The 21,596-nt window shown below is 45.8% G+C and carries 17 protein-coding genes and 1 pseudogene; 10 read left to right on the top strand and 8 right to left on the bottom strand.

The genetic code is table 11. The features are described from left to right. Positions 1 to 107 precede the first annotated feature (107 nt). Positions 108 to 1,019 carry an IS5/IS1182 family transposase gene (locus MIC7113_RS15795; RefSeq protein ID WP_015180904.1) on the bottom strand — a complete coding sequence of 304 codons (912 nt, stop codon included), beginning with the start codon at positions 1,017 to 1,019 and terminating at the stop codon, positions 108 to 110. 78 nt (positions 1,020 to 1,097) lie between these two features. Here MIC7113_RS15795 and MIC7113_RS15800 point away from each other — a divergent pair, with 78 nt between their 5' ends. Then, positions 1,098 to 1,289: a hypothetical protein gene (locus MIC7113_RS15800; protein WP_041780088.1), complete on the top strand. Its 192-nt coding sequence runs from the start codon at positions 1,098 to 1,100 to the stop codon at positions 1,287 to 1,289. Positions 1,290 to 1,838: 549 nt separating this feature from the next. On the opposite strand, the gene MIC7113_RS15805 is transcribed toward MIC7113_RS15800, so the two are convergent. Further along, entirely contained in the window at positions 1,839 to 2,390 is a 552-nt protein-coding gene (locus MIC7113_RS15805; protein ID WP_015183159.1) for a Uma2 family endonuclease, read from the bottom strand. A gap of 87 nt (positions 2,391 to 2,477) precedes the next feature. On the opposite strand from MIC7113_RS15805, the gene MIC7113_RS15810 reads away from it, so the two are divergent. After that, positions 2,478 to 2,657, top strand: coding sequence for a hypothetical protein (locus MIC7113_RS15810; RefSeq protein WP_015183160.1), 180 nt, complete (start codon positions 2,478 to 2,480; stop codon positions 2,655 to 2,657). A gap of 147 nt (positions 2,658 to 2,804) precedes the next feature. Next, positions 2,805 to 3,410 (top strand): hypothetical protein, encoded by a 606-nt coding sequence (locus tag MIC7113_RS15815; protein WP_015183161.1) that lies wholly within the window; start codon positions 2,805 to 2,807, stop codon positions 3,408 to 3,410. A 102-nt stretch (positions 3,411 to 3,512) separates the two neighbouring features. Here MIC7113_RS15815 and MIC7113_RS15820 read toward each other — a convergent pair whose 3' ends face one another. Together MIC7113_RS15820 and MIC7113_RS15825 are read right to left on the bottom strand one after the other, a co-directional pair. Then, the gene (locus tag MIC7113_RS15820) at positions 3,513 to 4,337 is read right to left on the bottom strand and encodes a DUF928 domain-containing protein (protein ID WP_015183162.1); all 825 of its coding nucleotides are present in this window, start codon (positions 4,335 to 4,337) and stop codon (positions 3,513 to 3,515) included. A 21-nt stretch (positions 4,338 to 4,358) separates the two neighbouring features. Further along, entirely contained in the window at positions 4,359 to 5,141 is a 783-nt protein-coding gene (locus tag MIC7113_RS15825; RefSeq protein ID WP_015183163.1) for a DUF928 domain-containing protein, read from the bottom strand. Between the two features lie 200 nt (positions 5,142 to 5,341). On the opposite strand from MIC7113_RS15825, the gene MIC7113_RS15830 reads away from it, so the two are divergent. The 6 genes from MIC7113_RS15830 to MIC7113_RS15850 all read left to right on the top strand — a co-directional run bounded on the left by MIC7113_RS15830 (position 5,342) and on the right by MIC7113_RS15850 (position 13,664). Further along, positions 5,342 to 7,024: a transglutaminase-like domain-containing protein gene (locus tag MIC7113_RS15830; RefSeq protein ID WP_015183164.1), complete on the top strand. Its 1,683-nt coding sequence runs from the start codon at positions 5,342 to 5,344 to the stop codon at positions 7,022 to 7,024. 239 nt (positions 7,025 to 7,263) lie between these two features. After that, positions 7,264 to 8,283, top strand: a complete 1,020-nt coding sequence (locus MIC7113_RS15835) for a tRNA-dihydrouridine synthase family protein (protein WP_015183165.1) — start codon at positions 7,264 to 7,266, stop codon at positions 8,281 to 8,283. Positions 8,284 to 8,528: 245 nt separating this feature from the next. Then, complete coding sequence (locus MIC7113_RS15840) at positions 8,529 to 9,734, top strand: glutathione S-transferase family protein (protein WP_015183166.1); 1,206 nt, start codon at positions 8,529 to 8,531, stop codon at positions 9,732 to 9,734. A 198-nt stretch (positions 9,735 to 9,932) separates the two neighbouring features. Further along, on the top strand, positions 9,933 to 10,094 hold the full coding sequence (locus MIC7113_RS36490; RefSeq protein ID WP_015183167.1) for a hypothetical protein: 162 nt from the start codon (positions 9,933 to 9,935) through the stop codon (positions 10,092 to 10,094). A 488-nt stretch (positions 10,095 to 10,582) separates the two neighbouring features. After that, positions 10,583 to 11,356 (top strand): 1-(5-phosphoribosyl)-5-[(5-phosphoribosylamino)methylideneamino]imidazole-4-carboxamide isomerase, encoded by a 774-nt coding sequence (gene hisA, locus MIC7113_RS15845; RefSeq protein ID WP_015183168.1) that lies wholly within the window; start codon positions 10,583 to 10,585, stop codon positions 11,354 to 11,356. A 73-nt stretch (positions 11,357 to 11,429) separates the two neighbouring features. After that, positions 11,430 to 13,664, top strand: a complete 2,235-nt coding sequence (locus MIC7113_RS15850; RefSeq protein WP_015183169.1) for an FdhF/YdeP family oxidoreductase — start codon at positions 11,430 to 11,432, stop codon at positions 13,662 to 13,664. A gap of 11 nt (positions 13,665 to 13,675) precedes the next feature. Here MIC7113_RS15850 and MIC7113_RS15855 read toward each other — a convergent pair. Next, positions 13,676 to 13,929 (bottom strand): annotated as a pseudogene (locus MIC7113_RS15855) (SAM-dependent methyltransferase); the annotation flags it as partial. Between the two features lie 213 nt (positions 13,930 to 14,142). Here MIC7113_RS15855 and MIC7113_RS15860 point away from each other — a divergent pair. Further along, positions 14,143 to 16,734, top strand: coding sequence for a M1 family metallopeptidase (locus MIC7113_RS15860; protein WP_015183170.1), 2,592 nt, complete (start codon positions 14,143 to 14,145; stop codon positions 16,732 to 16,734). Positions 16,735 to 16,783: 49 nt separating this feature from the next. Here MIC7113_RS15860 and MIC7113_RS15865 read toward each other — a convergent pair whose 3' ends face one another. Genes MIC7113_RS15865 through MIC7113_RS33410 form a run of 3 tightly spaced genes read right to left on the bottom strand, consistent with a single transcriptional unit; the run spans position 16,784 to position 21,308 of the window. Then, entirely contained in the window at positions 16,784 to 18,934 is a 2,151-nt protein-coding gene (locus MIC7113_RS15865) for a response regulator (RefSeq protein WP_015183171.1), read from the bottom strand. Between the two features lie 18 nt (positions 18,935 to 18,952). Then, positions 18,953 to 19,348, bottom strand: a complete 396-nt coding sequence (locus MIC7113_RS15870; RefSeq protein WP_015183172.1) for a response regulator — start codon at positions 19,346 to 19,348, stop codon at positions 18,953 to 18,955. Beyond that, entirely contained in the window at positions 19,341 to 21,308 is a 1,968-nt protein-coding gene (locus MIC7113_RS33410) for a hybrid sensor histidine kinase/response regulator (RefSeq protein WP_015183173.1), read from the bottom strand. The genes MIC7113_RS15870 and MIC7113_RS33410 overlap by 8 nt, the downstream gene beginning before the upstream one ends. Positions 21,309 to 21,596 lie beyond the last annotated feature (288 nt).

A 21,596-nucleotide genomic window follows, 5' to 3' on the forward strand; every position in this document is an offset into this window, starting at 1 on the left:
GCAGCCGGGTAATTTGAACCATTTCAACGTTTTTATTAGGGCTACAGCTAATTCAAATCAATAATTATCCCAAATATATCTATTTTTTATCTAAAATGTTTATCGATTTAGTCGCAGACTGAGCTATTTATAAATAACGTCCCAATCCTTAATCTGACTAATCCACACACTAGAAGAATTATTCTCTGATAACTCTTGGCTCTTAGGCGAAACCTTTCTTGGGCTACACGGAAAATCTTTAGTAATCTAATTACGTGTTCAACAAATATTCTCTCACTCGCTTTCTCTCGATTTTTTTGTTTTTCTTCTTGGCTTAATTCCCTGGCTCTCGGCTTTTTTTGAGGAGTTTCTATTTGGACTTCTCCTATATAGCCTTTATCTCCTTTGAATTTTTGTGTTGGAGCTAACTTGGATTGACCTTCTCTCCAAATATTTATGTCGCTAGTCGGCCCTGGCTTTCCCACTATAACATCTACAATCTCTTGTCCATTTGGTGTGACAATTAATTGATTTTTCAAAGTATGGTTTTTCTTTTTGCCTGAATAAAACTTTTTTTGTTCTTGATAGTCCTTGGGTCTCGGTATTGGCTGTTCACAGCTATCCACTATTAACTCCAACTCGGCGAGAATTTCTTGCACCCATTTATACTCACCGGGATTTTTTTTTACTTGTTCCAGCAGACTAGCAGGCAGCAATTCCCTCAATAGCTCTGACCAGTAGTGAAATATGTCATTCGCTGTTGATTCACTAACTCCGAACTGGACTCCTAGCATCTGGAATGTTGGCTCCGGGTGTAGATATACCAAAGTTAATATTATTTGGTCTTTGACTGATAGTTTTGGTCTTCTACCTCCTCCTGCCTTGTTTATCCTTACTTTTCTTTGCTCAATCTCGATATCTTTCTGTTGATGTAATAATTCAGCGGCAGCTATTAATTGCTGTAACTGTTCGTACTCTAGTCCAATTAATCGTTTACTTTCTTGTTGATTTTTTTCAAGGTACTCTGGTATATTACTCATTTTACTGTAAAAATTAAAAAGTAAATTATAATATTACCACTTTATTTTCGGTTTTTAATTATATTTCGGAGATGTCTATTGAATGAGAAAGGTGCGGTGGCAGTTGCCAACAGCTTTGCCCTCTGTCCACAGAACTATCAACAACGGGTTGAGTCAGTGTTTGGTTTGTTAGCGGTTGATGCAAAATCACTAACGGATGCGATCGCAATCCTTGAAGGAATTGAGCATGATTTGAGTCAATGGTATGGCAATCGTCGGTTAGTTATTTGACAACTCTCTGCCCTAGAAGTGCAGAGATTCTTGGATCATCCAGTCCACTTACCAAGCATGGCTTCCCACACTTACCAGAGGTGGTTCTGTCCTCAAGCTTTCGACCCATTGCAGAGTCTTGTTCCCGTGTGCCCCACGGTACAATTCAAAACCCAAAATCTTGGTTTTTCTGGTACTTGTTGCTTGAAGTTTTTACCTGTACAAGCTTTCCTGTACAGAACCCCATAACTTCAGTTTTCAAGGTGCGTTGCCTCTCGGCTACTGGGTTTTTAAAGTGGTTGAATACCCTGTCCACCTGCAACCACAATACCACAAAAGCCGTCAAGCGAAGGACGGGGCTTTAAACCCAATTTTTCGGTAAAGTCTAAAGGGCTAGCAATGCCCCACAACAAACTGCTTCCAGTTGACGGATAAAGGCGAGCAGTTGAGATCGAGAGTATGTCTGCGGTAGGTGAAGCGGAACGTTAGCTTGCCTAAAATATTTGCGTGCAGTACTTTAGTTTTTCATCGCGTTGTTATGCCGAAGAAAGCTTATCGCCCTTCCCTTACTTAATCAAACTCCGGTGCCCAAACCTCAGCCACTACCAACTCCCATCCCGGTAGCAGTTCCGGCACTGTCAGCACATCCCCATCTCGCAAAACCACCTTCTCCACACCCGGACGATAAACCTCCATCGTCCGAGTTCGCGGGTCAACTAAAACCCCAACCTGCGTTCCTAACGCTAAAAACTCTTGAATCTTCTGACGCAGCTTAGACAAGGAGTCAGTTTTGGATTTGACCTCAAACATCAAATCAGGGACTAACTGAGCATAGTCTCCTGTTGTTCGCCGCAATCGCTCTGCTCGCACAAACGAAGCATCAGGAGCACGCACGTCCTTATCGGCATTGGGAAGAATAAATCCAGCATTGGATGCCGTCACTCGCCCCAACTTGCGAGGTCTGACCCAATTGCCCAAGAGTCGGATAATCTCAGCCGCAACTTCATCGGATTCATACCCTGATGGACTCATGACAATAATCTCCCCACTCACCAACTCCATCCGATAGTCAGGATGCTGCACTTGCAATTTTTCCAGGTCTTTCACCGTCAATCCTGGCATTAGAACTCCTCCGCTATCGGGAAACACCTTCACCCTCCAGAGTAGACCTAAATCAGGTAGATAGCGCAGCTAGCCTAGACTTCATGAATGTTGGAATTTCAAGTTCTGGGAGTCGCTGGACTGGTCGGCAAACGCTTTGAACTCGATCGCATCGTGACTACAGAAGAGGCGCACGTCCTTCTAATGACGTATCGCTGTTGTGTGTTCGAGATTACTTTTCTGGAGTTCAGGCGATCTCACCTGGGTTCAGATCCCATACTTGTCTAAGAAGTCGAGGATCTACGCTTCGGGCGATCGCTATTCTTAGCTCAGATTACAAAACTGTAATTCAGACAAAGGGCAAGTTGTAATTTTGGTTGAGCTTAATCGAACTATAGACACTTTTCTAGATTCAACCAAAGGAGAAAGCTTGTGATGAATCCCCGCCGATTGCTGGCACTGATAGCGCTTCCTGTTCTAGTTGGAACATTTGGGTTTGTGGCTCTAAATCAGGCAACTGCTCAATCGCCTAACCAACTTGCACAAAACTCATCCCAGCCCAATCAACAACAAGAGGGGCGAAGAAATCATCGAGGTCCAGATTTTGCCGCAGCGGCTCAGAAACTAGGTATTTCAGAAGCCCAGTTGAAGGAAGCACTGGGCGTACCGACAACGCCACCTGCACCGGGACAACGCCCACCTCGTCCCGACTTTAAGGCAGCGGCGGCAAAACTCGGCATTACAGAAGAGCAACTGGTGAATGCTCTGGGAGTTCCCCCCCGTCCGCCACGCCCCGATTTTGCAGCAGCAGCTCAGAAACTAGGCGTGTCAGAAGCCAATTTGAAGACCGCATTGGGGGTGCCGGAGAATCCACCCAGTACACCCCCTGCCCCAGGAGAACGCCCACCCCGCCCCGACTTCAAGGCGGCGGCTGCAAAACTTGGTGTTACGGAAGAGCAACTGATAAATGCCCTGGGAATTCCGCCCCGCCCTCCTGAGGATGGCAACCAACCCGATGGATCGGGTTCTCCCCAGCAATAAGCTCAAGCTAATTTAGGGACATTCGATATAGGGCTTCAGATAGCTTGAACTGTAGAAAGCTGCAAGGGTGCGTCGGAGCGCACCCTACGTGGAGTAATCCCCTTAGGGCCCAGAGGATACGAATCCATCTCCAACTGTCGCTGGAATTGTCACCACTGCCTCTTGAGCGATATTGTTTAGACCTGCCGCGCTCAAAAGTCTCTCCCAATTGGCTGCTATTGCCGCATCGTTGGGATAGTTACGACGCAGTTGAACTAAAGTAGCTAAGGCATCTTGCCAAATCTCCGCTTCGGCATATAACTGTACTTGCTGTTGAGGTGATGCCTGCTTGAGCTGATTATTGAGTATGGCATTAAGTTCTACCCGTCTCACCCATCCTTCTACCGTAATATCTTGCGATCGCTCATCGGGTTGACAAATGAGCGTGAATGACCATTTATAATCCTCACCCACCTTTAAAGGTGGTAAGCCGGCTTGCGTTGGTAGCGTCAGCGTCAGAATACCGGGCTTGCCACTAGTCTTGAAAATAGATTTATAAACAGAATCACCACTGTTATCCTGTAACTCAAACTCCACCAATAAAGGCGATGCCTGGGGCGATACTGCCGGCATATAGACAAAGAATGTGGGATAGGGAGCAACCGTTACCCCAAAGCGATCGCCAGGGACTAAGGCGGTTAGGGGTTTACCCACCACCGGACAACTGCTGTTAGCTGGGCCACCGGAACGCGTTCCCCCTCCTTCTGTACGAATCGGTGCACCAATACCCATTGGAGGTCTATACTGCTTGGCTTCCCAGCGCCTTGGTATTCCTTGAGCGAGAAGGGCTTGCGGAGTCTGTACGAGCAGGAAAACACCCGTAAGCATGGCCAATTTCAGAGAAACGGCCAAAGAGCATTTGGAAAAACGGAACCGTATCTGTGCCATGACAGTTGTGGGTTGTTAATTTTAGTTATTGGTGTTTCTGGTACCCTGAGACCTAGATTGTATAGAAACATCGTTTAATTCCACTACAGCAAACAGCTTGTTCCAGGCATCGGTCACCGAGGGATCATTGGGACGAATGCGTCGTAGTGCAATTAAATTAGCCAGCATCTCGTACCAACGATTAGCTTTTGCATAGAGAATAATACGTTCTTCGGGAGCAGCCTGCTGAACGCGACGTTCGAGTTCTGAGTCTTCTGCAACTCGCTTGATGATCCCTTCAGCCGTCTGAGCCTCGGCTCCACTTGGGTCTTGAGAATCACACATCACCCTTAACTGCCACTTATATTCTTGACCCACGTTCAGGGAATATGGACTCGCCAACGTTAAGCTCATAATGCCAGAAGTACCCACACTGCCATCGTTATACTTGGGCAAAGGATACTTGACGGAGTAAATCTTTTGCTCGTTGGCATCTCTAAGAGTAAACTCCATTTCTGGTGCTGGTGCTTCCTGAGCCTTCATTTTAGGCATGTACCAAAAAACGGTCGGATACTCAGCCGCCGTTTCGCCTCCGGCACGTGGAACCAACGCTGTTAGGCGTCGCCCGTCGGTAAAGCAGGGACCCCGGCTTGCTCCACCTTGCCGATTTTCGGGAAGCCCTCGACTTGGCGCACGGAAGGAACTTTCGAGTTGGCTGCCCAGGGATGAAGAACTTGTGGACTGAGCTAAGACATGGAAGGGCGTGCCTAGCGTTAAAGCTAAAGCCAGCAGGGTGAAGCGTGAGGTGTGTGTGAACCAAGCCATGGTAAAAGGAGTTGTGGTAGACCGAGAGGTTTTTATTCCAAGATGGCAGAACTGATGCCAAAGTTCCAATACCTCGGTAGCAAATCTATAATAATCAGGTTCTAAGACCCGTATCTGCCTTAGTTTCAATTGTTATCACTTGAGGCATAAAAGGCATCAACAACCTTGATTTCTTATTTAAATCTTCATCTGGATTAACTATGATTCCCGACTCAGCTTCATCTATTCCACCCAAACAGAAATCTTTCACAACAATTAGACCGATTGGGGCAGCCGCCTTGCAGGGCATCGCCTTTTCGGGAGAAACTCTTTTTGCCATTGATGCCACAAACGGCTATCTGCTACAAATCGATCCGAAAAGCGATAGCTCAACCATTTTGAACTCCAGTCGCGAGTTAGATTGGGTGGGTGCTTCTGGTTTAGCGCTGGCTGGAGAGACCCTTTGGTTAACATTGGATAATAGTGTTTACTTCTGCCAGCTCAAGGGTGATTTAAGTCTCCAGCACTTTGTCACCTTGCCTTACACGGCTAATGGCATTGCGGTTCGGGACGCAACAATCTATATTACCAGCCAAAGATCTGGATATATTTTCATTTACAGCCGTGATACAGGACGTGAGATTACCCGGTTATATGCTCCAGGCGTTGGGGCTGAGCATATTACAATCCGAGGGGAGGAACTTTGGGTTTCAGATGCAGAGGAACAGACGGTTTATTGTCTCGATCGCGCCACAGGCGAAATACACTTTAGTGTACTCACTCCCTTTGCAAACCCGACCGGCTTAGCCTTTTACACCGACCCTGAAACGGGTCAAGATATTCTCTATGTGGCTTATTCGGGTGAGGAACCGTATATCCGGGATAACCCCAACGCTGACCCTAATTTTGAATTGCAATATCGCGATCGCACATTCATTCATCCCCTCTACTTTAGCCACAATGCCGAGCGCCACTATGCCCTCTCCAATGGCTATTTGATTGAAATGTCCTACATCGAGGAACTTGCCCCCCTCGAAGATGTTGAACTCAAACAGGTCGAATGGCGCATTGCCCTGCCTGCGGAAACAGATCGACAAAAGATCAGAAAAATTGAACCGATAGGTATGCCCTTCACCGAAGAAGTTCAGGATGGACAGCGCATCGCTGTTTTCAAATTTGATACTCTCAAACCCGGTGAACGGCATCTCTTTGGTTGGAAAGCCCTTCTAGAAGTGTGGAGTATTAAATATCGTCTCACCCCACGAGAAGTGGAAAAGCTACCGGATTTATCCCCAGATTTTGAAACTCGCTATCTGGTGGACAATGACGAGTTAGCGATGGATACAGAGATTATTCGCCGCGCTGCTCGCGAAGCCATTGGTCGAGAAACCAATCTCCTACGGAAAGTTTACAATATTCGCAACTATGTCTATGACAAACTCTCCTACGGCATTAAACCTCACATTGACACTCCAGATATTGTTTTAGAGCGCGGTGTTGGTTCCTGCGGCGAGTATTTAGGTCTGTTGCTGGCACTAGGACGGCTGAATGGGATTGCCTGTCGCACAGTGGGTCGTTACAAGTGCCCTGCCCACAACGACAAGTTCGGTATCCCGTTAGAACCTGACTTTAATCATGTGTGGATGGAATTTTATGTCCCTGGAGTCGGCTGGTTGCCGATGGAATCCAATCCTGATGACACAGTTGAAGGCGGCCCTTACCCGACTCGGTTTTTTATGGGTCTTGCCTGGTATCACATGGAGATGGCAAAAGGCATTACCTTTGAAACCCTCAGAAGTGAAGGCGCTCCTGTGAATAAGGAAAATACTTCGATTGGTGAACTCGCGATTAATCATGTCCGGTTCAAAATTCTCGAAGAATTGTCACCGCCTCAGTGGACTTAGGAATTGCCTATTTAGGGGCTAATCAGAATCGGTTAATCACTATTTAATAGGTATTCGTAAGGGCAATCTCCTGCGATTGCCCTCGTTCAATAATAACTGGCTCTCGAAAAGTGAGCATTTTTCCCCAACCATGCCTGTTTCACTTCAACTACACACACCTGTGTTTTGGTGAAAAAAAGGCTGGAACCGAGCTCACCATTGTTTGATACAGTGATGCTTCGTCAAACGCTGGAATCTTTATGTCCCAGGTATCGCTCCCCCCACCGCTCCATCCAGAGCTACCCCTCACCGCTCTTGCACCCATGCAGGATGTGACAAACCATTGGTTTATGAAGGTTATTGCTCATTACGGCAGTCCTGACTACTTCTTCACCGAGTACTTCCGCGTGAATGATACCTCTAGGCTCAATCGTAACATTCTGGCGGCCATCACCCAAAACGACACGGGTCGCCCCATTTTTGCTCAAATGATTGGCGAAAGCATTCCAGACTTAGTCAGAACAGCGATTGAGCTGTGCAACTATAATATCGCTGGAATTGACTTGAACATGGGCTGTCCAGCACCGAGAATCTATCGCAAAAATGTTGGAGGTGGATTGCTACTTTCCCCCGAAAAAGTGGATCGGATTTTGGGAGAACTGCGACAAGCCGTCAATGATCGACCAATGACAGTCAAGATGCGCGTAGGCTTTGAAAATACAGATACCTTTTACGAAATTTTAGATTTAATCAATCGCCATAGCATTGATTTGCTCTCTTTGCATGGTCGCACGGTGAAAGATATGTACCACGGGCCAGTGAAATATGATTTGATTGCCTCTGCGGTCAAAAGGGTTCATTGTCCAGTGCTTGCCAATGGCGATATCCACTCAGCGACAAAGGCTTTAGAAGTGCTTTCTCAAACGGGCGCGGCGGGAGTGATGGTAGGACGTTGGGCGGTCGGGAATCCTTGGATTTTTAATCAAATTCGGCAAGCTTTGCGAGGAGAACCAATCACGCCCGTTCCTTTTTTTGAGGTACGCAACTATATTGATCGTTTATGGCAAACCCCCACAGCAGCATCTATGCCAATGCGATCGCGCCTAGGCTATCTCAAAATGTTCCTCAACTACATTGCCCTAACTGTTGACGAGACGGGAGATTTCCTGCGGCTGATGCGACAGACGCAGACCGAGGTCGAACTGCTTAACCTCTGTGACCGCGTTTTCCTGACTGATCTGACAAAAAATTTAGCCCTAGCACCTTCCTTGAGCCTCTAACTAGAGTTCAATTTCTTTTAGCAGGATTTCTTTGATAGTTATTTCTCATAGCACTAGTGCAAGAAGGCAGTTCTAAGTATTGTTTTTGCGTATTAAAACTCGACTTTTGCAAGAAGTCTAAGGAATTGAGTTATCTCGGATTGCAAAAGAACCCAGATCAAAATCAGGTAGATTCCCAAAACCCGTCAGAATGAGTAATGACTAATAACTGAACAAATCCAGAACGCCTACGCCTACCCATTCCCATGACGAGCGCTCCCCTAAGCTGGAGGGAACTAGAAACCCTCACGGACTATCAAATTGACCCCGTTAACGGTCCCACTAACGCCCAAGCTCGACTACGCCTGTTTGGTCTTCCTCAAGCCGATGTGCGAGTAACACTCTACCGCGACAACCACGCCTGGTGTCCCTACTGCCAAAAAGTCTGGCTTTGGCTTGAAGAAAAACAAATCCCCTACCGTATCGAAAAAGTGACAATGTTTTGTTACGGGGAGAAAGAAAGCTGGTACAAACGCCTTGTCCCATCGGGAATGTTACCAGCACTGGAGTTAGACGGACGCCTGATTACCGAAAGCGATGACATTTTGCTCGCTCTAGAACTTGCCTTTGGTCCTTTAGGGCAGGGTATGGAAAGCCCCACAGTACTACCCCTGCGCCAACTAGAGCGACTTTTATTTAGAGCTTGGTGTAGCTGGCTTTGCTATCCGATGGTGTCGCAAGGGCAAGAGCAGCGCCACCGAGAGCAATTTATTAAAGTCGTAAATAAGGTTGAGTATGCCCTCGCCTCTACTCCCGGTCCATACTTTCTGGAAGAGTTCGGTACGGCTGATGTTATCTTCACACCTTATGTCGAACGCATGAACGCCAGTCTGTATTATTACAAGGGCTACTCACTGCGAGAGGAGAATCCTTACTTGGCTGCTTGGTTCGATGGGATGGAAAGCCGACCGACTTATCGCGGTACTCAGAGCGACTTTCACACCCACGCTCATGACTTACCTCCTCAGATGGGCGGTTGCTGGGAAAATGGTGAGCCGAAGATGCTGTTGAATAAAAATAGGGTGGATAATGGGCCTTGGATTGGGCTGCCTGATGTGGGTTACCCAGAACCGGAAAGCTCCCGTGCTGAAGCGCTAATTCGAGTGATTAAGCATCGCGCTAATATTATTCGGGTCAATCCGGCTGATGACGAATTGTTTGAAATAGCTCTGCGTTGTGCATTGACTTGGATGATGACGGGTGTTGTGTGTGTGCCACCGACTGGTTCGGATAAGGCGCTGAGATATTTACGCGATCGCATTAATGTACCTCGCGATATGTCGATTTTTGCTGCCAAGCGACTCAGGGAAGCTTTGGAAAAAACGGCAAGTTTTGTCGGTGATGAACAAGGTCCGCCGATTCCGATTAAGCATCGGCGAGACCAAGACCCGGCTTATTTTGCTACAAATTAGATTCCCCATAGAGCTGATTTTCTCCTCCATGAAAGGGATAAATGATGGCTTACCCTGAGACAAGTATCTGATTCAGTTAGGACTGGAAAATGGCATACAGCGGATTGCACGTTTATGAAGTACAGTAATCGATGTTAGGGGAAAGGGCGAAGCATTTGGTCGATAAGCTATAAATTAATAAGAAGATTTTCTCACCAAATGCTGACGCTCGTTCCTCGCTACCGCTACGCTAACGCCCCTACAGATGTACTCTATTTACCTGCAATCTGCTGTATTTTCCTCTGGGCGCAAGCAATCGTTGAAGTCAATTTACAAAATCTGAAAGCCAGTAAAAAAAGACCCCTAATTAACCAAGGTTAGGGACTTTTTTATCTAGAAAAACCTATTAAAAGCTTTACAGGATAAGGATTTATGCGAATTTTTATCAAAACCAAACAAGCTACAAAAAGTAAGATCTAGATAACCAGAATCACTAGTCTTTACTTGGGTCGCTGTAGAGATACATCATATTGCAGGTGAAACCTTCATAGAGACGTTCGTGAGAGCATTACTTGGTTGTATTTCTGGATTATTTATAGGATTATTACTGTACTCAGCCGTATTTTGGATGCTAAGGAGTTTCAAACCCTTAAAAACAAAGATGTTCCGATAATAATTAACGACTTTCATACACTCTACAAGAGTGCCCAAAAATCTTTCCTTGCTGTTTAGATTGTCAAGTCTAAATCAAATCAATTCGGTTTAGAAATTCGGGGATGCAATCGCTCATCCTCTCTCGCTGCCAGCAATGCCTGTTAACATTACAATCATTATTGGTTAAGCTAATTAAGGTTCGTTGGATATGAAAAATGGATGTTATTCCAGCAATTGATTTGCTTGAAGGTCGGTGTGTACGGTTGTATCAGGGAGACTATGCGCGATCGCAAGTCTTTAACGATAACCCGACCGATGTTGCTAAACAATGGGTTGATCAGGGTGCCACTCGCCTACATGTTGTAGATTTAGATGGGGCAAAAGTGGGTCATCCCGTTAATACAGAAACCATTGCCGCTATTGTCCAGGCTGTGCCCGTGCCGGTGCAAGTGGGGGGAGGATTGCGCGATCGCACAGGTGTGGCACAATTGCTCGATATCGGTGTCCATCAAGTGATTTTGGGCACTGCTGCGGTAGAAGACCGCCCCTTGGTAAAACAGTTGTGCGACGAATTTCCAGGGAAAATTATGGTGGGAATTGATGCCCGTAACGGCTTAGTTGCTACCCGTGGCTGGATAGAAACGTCTGAGGTTAAGGCAACCGAACTCGCCCACCAGATGAGTCAGTTGGGAGCGGCGGCAATCATTTATACTGACATTCATCGGGATGGCACGTTGAGTGGCCCCAACACAGATGCTCTTAGAGAACTGGCGCGTAGTCTCTCCATTCCCGTTATTGCCTCTGGTGGTGTGAGTTCAGTAACCGATTTGTTGAGTCTGCTGGCGCTTGAACCATTGGGTGTGAATGGGGTCATTGTCGGTCGTGCGCTTTACACTGGAGATGTTTCCCTGAAAGAAGCGATTCAGGCTGTGGGACAGGGACGCCTTCAGGATATTCCCCCAGATTTGGGGTTTTCGACCTTTGCCTGAGGTTTGATGTCTCCTAAATGGCGCGGATGGCTAGGTGTTTGGGGAACAGGTCAAAAACAGGGGAGTACATACTATGTCTGAGCCGACTACCGGCGGGGGCTTACCCGTACTGCAATACTGGCTAGAACAAACCCTCTCACCCCAAGGATTATCCATCTGGCAAACCCTGAACCATCATAGTGCCTGTTTGTCCTGTGCTTGGGGAACGGGAGGACAAAAAGGGGGTTTTGTCAATGAGGCGGGGGAATATTTACAACGCTGTGCCAAAAGTGTAGAAGCGATCGCTGCCGAATTGCAACCCGCCATCCCCCCCAATTTTTTCAGTCAAGTTAAGCTCAACGAATTACAACAACTCAACTCACAACAATGCGATCGCTTAGGCAGATGGAGTTATCCCCTCATCTACCGCGCCGGAGCAGATAAGTATCAAAGAATTAGCTGGGAAGAAGTCTATCAGATCGCCACATCAGCCCTGCGTCAGCCGCCCGAAAGAATTGCCTCCTATAGTTCCGGACGCTCATCTAACGAAGCCGCCTATCTGCTGCAACTGCTGTTCAGAGCATTAGGGAGCAATAACCTAGCCGACTGCTCCGATCTTTGCCATGCGCCTTCTACCATAGGTTTAAAGCAAGTTTTCGGCTCAGGAACCTCAATGGTGAGCTTGGAGGGACTGCAACACGCAGATTGTGTGGTTTTAGTCGGTTCCAACGCTCCCGCCAACCATCCCCGTCTGATGAACGAATTAATTAAAATTCGGGATAAAGGCGGCAAAATCATCATTATTAACCCTCAACTCGAAATCGGCTTAGTCAAATTTGCCTCCCCTGCCTTTCCGATTAAATCCCTCCTCAAAGGGGGTTCGGAGATTTCCACCCTCTACCTCCAACCGATTCCTGGCAGCGATGTCGCTTTGTTTGTCGGTATCCAAAAATCCCTGATTGAACAAAATCTGTTGAAAACAGACTATCTGCAAGCTTATACAGAAGGATATCAAGCCGTCTTAGACTATGCGGCTCAAACCTCCTGGGCAGATATCACAGCGACTTGCGGACTATTTCAGGAAGAGATTGAAGAAGCCGCATATATCATCGGTACATCTGGGCGGGTGGTGTTTGCCTGGGCGATGGGCATCACCCAACAGCGTAATGGGGTACACAATGTCCACAGTATTGCCAATACGGCTCTCATCACAGGCAATGCAGGCAAACTGGGAGCCGGTACGATGCCCATCCGAGGACATTCCAATGTTCAGGGTTTTGGCTCAATGGGAGTGACGGTGCATTTACGCGCTGAGATTCAACAAGCCCTTGCCCAACTTTTAGGGCATCCCCTCAGCAACACCCCAGGTTATGATACCCGTGCTTTGATTGAAGCGGCTGACCAGGGGAAAATTGATACTCTGTTTTGTTTAGGAGGCAATTTATATGCCGCTAATCCCGATTTAACCCAAGCCCAGAGAGCTTTATCCAAAATTGACACGATTATTTATGTAGCCACCAAACCGAATTTAGGACATTTTCACGGTTTAGCGAAGCAGAATACCCTGATTCTTCCCGTCTTTAATCGGTTTGAAAATCCCCAGCCAACGACTACAGAGTCCGGTAATAATTTTGTGCGTTTAAATGACCCAGGAAGGAGTCACTTGCAGGGGGCAAATGCAGAATTAGTTTCGGAAGTCGAACTGCTGACAGAATTAGCCGATCGCTTATTGGGAGAAACGCCGATTAACTGGCGGAAGTTACAAGACACTCGCTATGTGCGGAAGTTAATTACTAAAACGATTCCTGGCTATCAACAGATAGAAAAGATGGAGAAAACTAAAGAGGAATTTACGATAGATGGGCGCATCTTTACTGAGCCAAAATTTGCCACCCCGTCCCAGAAAGCGCAAATGTTTGTTACCCCTCTGCCTAAATTATCCCTGCCCACAAAAAGTGATTTTGGCCTGCCTGAAGATGTTCCAGGAATTATCCTAATTTTAGGGACAGGTAGAAGTTATGGACAACATAATACTGTAGTTTATCGCCCCTACGACAAATATCGAGAAATGCCTCACCGTCATTGTATTTTGATGAATATCAATGATATCAATCGGGGAGGATTTAGTGAGCATCAACGGGTAACTGTTAAAGGAGATGCTGGAATCTTAGATAATATTGAAATTATTGCAGGGGGTATGCGAGAAGGAGCGGCTTTTATGTTCTATCCTGAAGCCAATATTTTATTTAAAGCAGATATTGACCCTGACAGTGGAACTCCGGCTTATAAGCGAGTCCCTGTGGTGGTTTATGGGGGCGAAAGTCAATAAAAGCGCCCGCCATAAGCATGGAATGATTGCAAGTAATCATCTGGATAACTTAACTGGGTATTTTGGACTTGAGCTATTTCACTGTCCCAGTCGTGCGTTTGTAACTGTTGTACTTGCTGCCGCCAGGAACGCCAATTTTCTCCACTCGCTCAATCATCATCTTACGAGCTTGCAGCTTCGCTAGGTTGGCTAACGGCTTGATCGAGAGTAAGCCATTGATCAGGCGAACGGCTATGCTGGGAAAGGTGTTTACGGCAGTGGTCATAAAAAGGTAGCTTTAAATGTACTTTGGGAGTGAATCAGGATTATTGTCTCAAAGTTAGGACTGACGCACTTGCCCCCCTGCCCCCTAAATCTGACAGAGCTCAATTCTGTTCCCCCAAATCTGAGGAAGGCAAATTTAGTTTTGGACACACCATAAGCTAACACCAACACTGGATGCAGCCAGTTACACTGTTTATTTTTATAGGTTCGCTCAATGTCGCACTTGTATTTTGATTCTGACAATAACGGTCATAAGTCATTTGAGTTACCGGGTGCTAAACCTCACTACAATCCTGATCGCCCCGGACAAGTCAAGCATATTTTCCTCGATTTGGCGCTAGATATCCCCAATCAAAGCTTCAGTGGAACTTGCACGATCGCACTCTTACCGATCCGTAATGACACTCACCCGTTAACCTTGGATGCGGTTAACCTGAATATCCAATCCGTACATATAGAGGGAACACCCCAACCCTTTGACTATGACGGTGAACAACTGCATATTCGGCTGATTAACCCTACCGAAGCAGGGAAAGAAATTAAAGTTGCGATCGCATACAGTGTAGAAAAACCTCAACGGGGTCTTTACTTCATTGTCCCCAATGAACACTACCCCAACAAACCCACCCAAGTCTGGACACAGGGCGAAGATGAAGACTCTCGCTTCTGGTTCCCTTGCTTTGATTACCCTGGACAGTTGGCAACCTCGGAAATTCGGGTGAAAGTCCCCAAACCCCTGATTGCGATTTCCAACGGCGAACTGATCGCCACGGAAGAAGATGGAGAGGACAAGATTTATCATTGGTTGCAGCAGCAAGTTCATCCGACTTATTTAATGACCTTAGCTGTGGGTGACTTTGCCGAAATTCGGGATGAGTGGCGAGGCAAACCCGTTACCTATTATGTCGAAAAGGGGTACGAGGAAGACGCCCGCCGCAGCATGGGCAAAACGCCTCGAATGATGGAGTTCTTCAGCGAGAAGTTTGGCTATCCTTATCCGTTCCCCAAATACGCGCAAGTGTGCGTGGATGATTTCATCTTTGGCGGGATGGAGAACACCTCCACCACCTTACTCACCGATCGCTGCTTGCTGGATGAACGGGCGGCGATCGATAATGACCGCACGGAAAGTTTAGTCGCCCACGAACTCGCTCATCAGTGGTTTGGGGACTTAGTGGTGATTAAACACTGGTCTCATGCTTGGATTAAGGAAGGATTGGCCTCTTATTCCGAAGTATTTTGGACGGATTATGAGTATGGCAACGATGATGCCGCTTATTACTTGCTAGGTGAGGCGCAGAGTTATTTAGCCGAAGATAGTTCTCGCTATCGTCGCCCAATTGTGACTCATGTTTATCGGGAAGCGATCGAACTTTATGATCGGCACCTTTATGAAAAAGGCGCTTGCGTCTATCACATGATTCGCACCGAGTTGGGTGATGAGTTGTTCTGGAAGGCAATCCAGACGTTTGTCCAAGACAATGCCCACAATACGGTAGAAACGGTTGACTTGCTTCGGGCGATCGAAAAAGCAACCGGGCGCAATCTGTTATTTCTCTTTGATCAGTATGTCTTCCGAGGTGGACATCCGGATTACAAAGTTGCCTATTCCTGGGATGGAGAGAATCAGTTAGCGAAAGTGACAGTTACCCAAACTCAGGCGAAGAATGACAATAATGGGAGTAATAGTGAGCTATTTGACCTGAAAATTCCGATCGCTTTTGGTTACACTCAACCCGAAAGCCATACTCCGGAATTAAAAACCTTTACCGTCAGAATTCATGAACGGGAACAGAGTTTTTACTTCCCCTTAGAGAAAAAGCCTCAATTTATTAGCTTCGATCGCGGCAATCATTACCTGAAAACGGTTGCTCTGGAATACCCCATCTCGGAACTGAAAGCTCAGTTACAATCTGACTCTGACCCTATTTCCCGCATCTATGCTGCCAAGGCGTTGGCGAAGAAGGGGGGTTTAGAAGCAGTAAAGGCGTTGTCTGATACGTTGACAAATGACTCGTTTTGGGGTGTGCGGGTAGAGGCGGCAAAATGCTTAGCCCAAGTGAAGCTGGATCAGGCAACGGATGCTTTAATGGCGGGTTTAAACGACAAAGATGCCCGTGTGCGTCGGTCAGTGGTACAAGCGTTGAGTAAAATCAAGACATCTCAAAGCTACGATGCCGTAAAACAGGTACTCTCCCAAGGAGACGCTAGCTACTATGTAGAAGCTACAGCCGCCCTCGCCCTCGGTAAAATGGTGTCCGCGACTCTCAAAGGCAAAGAAGATGAAGTTCTGCAATTGCTGAACAACGTCCTGAGAGAAAGGGATGGATGGAATCAAGTGGTGCGGAGTGGTGCGATCGCAGGCTTAAGTCAGATGAAGTCTTCACCTGTCGCACTGGAAGTAATTTTGGAATATACAACTCCGGGTACTCCTCAACCCTTGCGTTTGAGTGCCATTCGTGCATTGGGTGCCATTTCGACCGGTCAAACTCCGAACAATACCGAATGGATTTTAGAGCAATTAGAAGAACTGGCTGGAGAAAGCTTCTTCTTGACTCAAGTCGCGGTTGTTGCCGCCCTGGGGCAAATGGAAACGGTTAAAGCGATCGCGGTTTTACATTCCCTTGCCGATCAAACTCCCGATGGGCGAGTCCGCCGCATGGCTGAGGAAGCGATTCAGAGGGTACAGAAGCATGTGGGTTCTGATCAAGCGGTGAAACAACTCAGGGAAGAACTCGATCAGTTGAAAAAAGAAAACCAGGAACTCAAAAGCCGGATGGAAAATCTGGAAGCGAAGTCCAAGTAATTGATTAGCTAAGGGGCATTCAATATTAAATGCTCCTTAGATTCTATAGTCAGTGATGATCTTCCACTGTCCGAATTCCTGCCGCTTCCATCAAATCGATCAGGCGATCATAACGAAAGCCTTTGATCAAGCTGACTATCGATTGGGCTAAAGGGGAATAATCAGGAGGGATTTGCTCAATTAGCCGAAAAATTGCCTCATCATCCACCGAATCCACCGCCTCATACAGCTTATCCGTCCACTCCTGGGGCATGGCTTGGAAAGAAGCTGGCTGTAAAATAAAGGGTGAATCCAAATTGCTGCCTTCTATCCCTTCTGAGACAGCAATTTGCCCTGTGCATCCGAAAGCAGGTAACTCTTCATAGACATAACGCACACCCAAGTATTGAGCCATCTTGTCAAAAATCATCTCTTCTCGAAAGGGTTTACGCACAAAGTCGTCACAGCCTACGGAAACAACCAGGTGACGTTCTTCCTCGAAGGCACTGGCAGTAAGCGCAATGATCACCGTTTTGCCGATTGGCGCTGACGGATGGATAACTTCCCGCCCTTGTGTGCTCTTTCCATCTTTCCCTCTCTCCTGCTCCCTGGCTTTAATCTGTTGGGTGGCTTCATACCCATCTAGGATGGGCATCCGCATGTCCATCCAAATCAAGTGCGGTTGAAACCTGTTCCACTGTTCCAAGGCTTCTTGCCCATTGACGGCTTCCTGAACCTCAAAGCCCAAAGCCGCTAAGAGTTTAACCAGGAGCAGGCGACTTTCTGGGGCGTCGTCAACCACTAAGATGCGATAGTTGGGTTGTCCAGGTTCTAAGCCGATGACTCTGCGAGTGGGCTGAAGCAGGGGAATTTCAGTGGCTGAACTGAGACTCACCTGAACCTCAAACTGAAAAATAGTTCCCTTTCCCAACGTGCTATTCACGGTAATGTCTCCCCCCATTAGTTGCACGAATTTTCGGCTGATGGGTAAACCTAAGCCAGTTCCTTCGGAGGATTTCCGACCGATTGCAGTTTGTATAAAGGCTTCAAATATCAGATCTAAGTCTTCAGGTTCAATACCAGGGCCAGTATCTTCTACTGCGAAATAAAGGGTTACAGGCTGAAGGTTTAAAGGGGGCGTGGAACTTTCAACGTTGAACTTTTCAACTTGCAACTCATGAGAACCTTCAACCTTTAATTTCCTGCTGACTCGTAAGGTAACACTTCCGAATGCTGTAAATTTGAGCGCATTGCCGAGGAGGTTGATTAAGACTTGACGCAGCTTATTTTCGTCTGTTTGCACATGTTGGGGAAGACCTGGGGCATAATCAAAAATTAACTGTAAGCCCTTTTTTTGAGCGGGCAACTGAAACATGGCTTCTAAACTGTCCAACAGGCGATATAAATCAAAGCTTTGTTGATCGAGTGTTACCTTTCCCACCTCGATTTTGGACATTTGTAGAACGTCATTAATCAGTTCGAGTAAATGTTCACCACTACGATTGATGATTTCGATCGATTCTCGTTGCTCAATAGTCAGGGAGGAGTCACGGATGAGCAATTGGGTAAAGCCGAGGATGGCATTGAGGGGTGTGCGGAGTTCATGACTCATATTAGCGAGGAATTGGCTTTTGGCTCGATTGGCTCTTTCAGCCGCTTCTTTCGCCTCCTGCATCGTGGCTTCCGATTGGCGTAGTTCAGCCTCGGTTTTAGCTAATGCAGCAGTACGTTCAACTACTTTTTGTTCCAAAGAAGAATTTAATTGTTCCAACTCCTGATTCATGTGCTGGAGTTGAACAGTTTGCTGGTTTAGTTTTTTTTCCTGGAGATAACTATTGATGGCTTCTTGAACTGTTAATTTAAGGTCTTCAAACTGCCATGGTTTGGCAATATAACGGTATAATTTTGCATACTTAATAGCATTTCCTACAGCCTCCAAATCAGCTTGCCCGGTCAGCATGATTTTCAGGGTTTTGGGCGATAGGGTATGGATACGTTTTAATAATTCATCTCCTCTAATATAGGGCATGAGATAATCGGAGATGACTAAAGGAACTTCATACTGTTCATCGAGTAATTCTTCCAATAACTCTAAAGCTTCTTCACTTCCGGCTGCGGTTTCAATCAGATATTCATCTCCCAAGGTTTTTTGCAGCTCGATTTCCAGGCTATCCAGAATGGTTTGTTCATCATCAACACAGATAATGATTGGTTTATTCATGGCTTAATAAAGAAACATTTATATTTTTTGTAACCCTGAGTTAATGGCTTCAATTAATTCATGGGTATGCCAAGGCTTATGCAAATAGGCATGTAAGCTGGCTTGTACTCTTGCTCTGTTTATGGCTTCTTCATCCGCTTGACCTGTCAGCAGAATCGTAATAATTTTGGGATAGGTTTGATGAATTTGTATCAGCAATTCATCTCCCTTCATTCCAGGCATTAACCAATCAGAGACAATCACTAAAATGTTTGTTCGTTCTTCAACCAGTTCTTCAATAATTTCTAGGGCTTCATTAGCGCTTTCAGCAAATTCATAGAGATAAGCATCTGCAAAAGCTCTTCGGAGTTCTATTTCAAGACTTTCTAATACGACTACCTCATCATCAACACATAAAATTGCTGGTTTAGGCATCGCTACTTTCCCTTTTATTTGTTATCTCTAAAGGTAATGATACGGTAAAGTTCGTTTGACCCGGCACTGAGTTTACCGAAATCGATCCTTGATGTTTATCAATAATTTTTTTGACAATATCTAAGCCCAATCCGCTGCCTTCTCCTGCGGGTTTCGTTGTAAAAAATGGCTCAAATATTTTTGGCATAATTTCCGCAGGAATCCCCTGACCATTATCAATGATAGTAACGATTAGATTTGTATCTTGCTTTGTGGCATCAATTCTTAAAATTCCCTTGTAGTTCATCGCTTGTAGAGCATTATGAACCAAATTAGTCCAAACTTGATTGAGTTCATCAGGATAACACAACAGCAGCGGCAATTGTTCATAGTTTCTCATCAATTCCACACCTTGTTTAATTTGGTTATGGTAGAGAGTTAAGACCGTTTCAATGCCTTCTATAATATTAGCCTGTACTTTTTCACCAGAGGAGTCATAACGAGCATAGTTTTTCAGCGCAAACACAACTTTTGCGGCACGTTCGGTCGCGGTGGCGATAGTTCGGGTACTTTTCTGAACGCTCACCAAATCATAGACAGTCTTTAAAATGGTTAGGCTATTAGGGTCTTGTAACAAGGGTAAAAGAGAGACAATATCCTCTCCCACGACACCAATATTAACCAGGAGGCTGGCAAGACTATCGGCATTGCTAATAGCATAATTGTCAAGCTGACGCTTTAATTCTTTTCTCAATCGACGCTTTTCTTGACTTGACAATAAATCCGTTTTCTGGCTGAATTTGGACACCAGATTAAAAAAGTCTAACTGACGTTCTTGGGATATTTTTTGCAAAAAACTCGGTAATTCTTCTAGGTTTTTGGTAAAAAATTCAGCAATATTTCCGATGGATGACCGAATCGCTCCTAGGGGTGTATTGATTTCATGAGCAACGCCAGCAACCAATTGTCCTAGGGCTGCCATTTTTTCGGATTGAATCAGTTCTTCCTGAGTGGTTCTGAGATAGTCGAGAGCTTGTGAAAGTTCTTGGGTACGCTGCTGGACTTGAATTTCTAAAGTGCGATTATATTCAGCTAATAATTTAGCTGATTTTTTGCGTTCTGTAATGTCTTGAAAAGCTGCTATAGCATACACAACTTGTCCCTGTTCATCAAAAATTGGCGTAGCCCAAACTTCCAAGGGGATAATCTTATCGCCTTGGTGGAGTTCCACATCATCGCTGGTTATTCTTTCGCCATTCAATGCCCGCATTAGTGGCTGTTGATTCCTAGGGTATATTTCATTGGTTCCCTCCCTATAAGCTTGATAAATTTCCGGCAATTGATCTGCCGTAGCATCCGCTACAATTTCTTTGCCGAGTAACTGTTGAGCCGTCTGATTGGCGTAATAAGTTTTGCCACTCACATCAGCCACAAAAACGCCAACTGGTACCGCTTCTAAAAATTGAGTGAGCCTTTTTTCACTTTTCCGTAACGCCTCTTGAATCCATTCACGTTCTGCAATTTCTTGCTGTAAATGTTCTAATAATTCAGCTTGAGCTCGCTGAGCTAACCGCTCTTTTTGTTGCACCTGTTTCATCTGCTGCACATGTCGCAGAGTTTTGTTCATCGTAATTTCTAAATCTTGAAGATTGAGCGGCTTTGTGAGAAAGTCAAACGCTCCCCAGTTCATCGCCACTCTAATATTCTCCATATCGCCATAAGCGGAGATAATAATCGATTGAATTGTGGGATATTTATCAGAAATATGAGTCAGCAAGGTTAGCCCATCCATTTGGGGCATATTGATATCTGTTAACATGATATCGATATCCGGTTGGGCTTCTAACTGTGAGAGTGCTTCTAATCCATCGTGAGCAAAGAAAAATTCAATTTCTTTTTGCCGGATTTTTCGTCTAAATTTTTGGCAAATTAGAGGTTCTAAGTCTGACTCATCATCTACAACGAGTATTTTGGTTGACATAGTATCTTTCAAAAAGCGAGGTTAGCTACAAATTAAAGAGTTTGGCTGGAACTCGTCAAGTTAATCGCAGGAACCTTTCCTCTTTGCTCTAGCGGCAGTACTCTAATTTGACAAATCAGCCTTATAGCCATCCACTTCAGGAGCATCCCGACATTACTCTGTAGGGTATAGGGTTAAACTTACCTAAGTGCTTTTAGGGCTTCACTTACAGCCTAACAATCGCTACGCTATGGCTTCTCAAAGTTTGACAGCTTGTCTTTTGACGCCCTCATATCGCTTCCCTTAAAT

The organism is Allocoleopsis franciscana PCC 7113, assembly GCF_000317515.1.
GTDB lineage: Bacteria > Cyanobacteriota > Cyanobacteriia > Cyanobacteriales > Coleofasciculaceae > Allocoleopsis > Allocoleopsis franciscana.

Excerpts from the sequence above, each read along its gene's own strand:
- hisA (WP_015183168.1), top strand. The coding sequence starts at position 10,583 with ATGGATGTTATTCCAGCAATTGATTTGCTTGAAGGTCGGTGTGTACGG.
- MIC7113_RS15820 (WP_015183162.1), bottom strand. The coding sequence starts at position 4,337 with ATGGCACAGATACGGTTCCGTTTTTCCAAATGCTCTTTGGCCGTTTCT.
- MIC7113_RS15825 (WP_015183163.1), bottom strand. The coding sequence starts at position 5,141 with ATGGCTTGGTTCACACACACCTCACGCTTCACCCTGCTGGCTTTAGCT.
- MIC7113_RS33410 (WP_015183173.1), bottom strand. The coding sequence starts at position 21,308 with ATGTCAACCAAAATACTCGTTGTAGATGATGAGTCAGACTTAGAACCT.
- MIC7113_RS15840 (WP_015183166.1), top strand. The coding sequence starts at position 8,529 with ATGACGAGCGCTCCCCTAAGCTGGAGGGAACTAGAAACCCTCACGGAC.
- MIC7113_RS15835 (WP_015183165.1), top strand. The coding sequence starts at position 7,264 with ATGTCCCAGGTATCGCTCCCCCCACCGCTCCATCCAGAGCTACCCCTC.
- MIC7113_RS15795 (WP_015180904.1), bottom strand. The coding sequence starts at position 1,019 with ATGAGTAATATACCAGAGTACCTTGAAAAAAATCAACAAGAAAGTAAA.
- MIC7113_RS36490 (WP_015183167.1), top strand. The coding sequence starts at position 9,933 with ATGCTGACGCTCGTTCCTCGCTACCGCTACGCTAACGCCCCTACAGAT.
- MIC7113_RS15815 (WP_015183161.1), top strand. The coding sequence starts at position 2,805 with ATGAATCCCCGCCGATTGCTGGCACTGATAGCGCTTCCTGTTCTAGTT.
- MIC7113_RS15860 (WP_015183170.1), top strand. The coding sequence starts at position 14,143 with ATGTCGCACTTGTATTTTGATTCTGACAATAACGGTCATAAGTCATTT.
- MIC7113_RS15805 (WP_015183159.1), bottom strand. The coding sequence starts at position 2,390 with ATGCCAGGATTGACGGTGAAAGACCTGGAAAAATTGCAAGTGCAGCAT.
- MIC7113_RS15865 (WP_015183171.1), bottom strand. The coding sequence starts at position 18,934 with ATGAATAAACCAATCATTATCTGTGTTGATGATGAACAAACCATTCTG.
- MIC7113_RS15870 (WP_015183172.1), bottom strand. The coding sequence starts at position 19,348 with ATGCCTAAACCAGCAATTTTATGTGTTGATGATGAGGTAGTCGTATTA.
- MIC7113_RS15830 (WP_015183164.1), top strand. The coding sequence starts at position 5,342 with ATGATTCCCGACTCAGCTTCATCTATTCCACCCAAACAGAAATCTTTC.
- MIC7113_RS15850 (WP_015183169.1), top strand. The coding sequence starts at position 11,430 with ATGTCTGAGCCGACTACCGGCGGGGGCTTACCCGTACTGCAATACTGG.
- MIC7113_RS15810 (WP_015183160.1), top strand. The coding sequence starts at position 2,478 with ATGTTGGAATTTCAAGTTCTGGGAGTCGCTGGACTGGTCGGCAAACGC.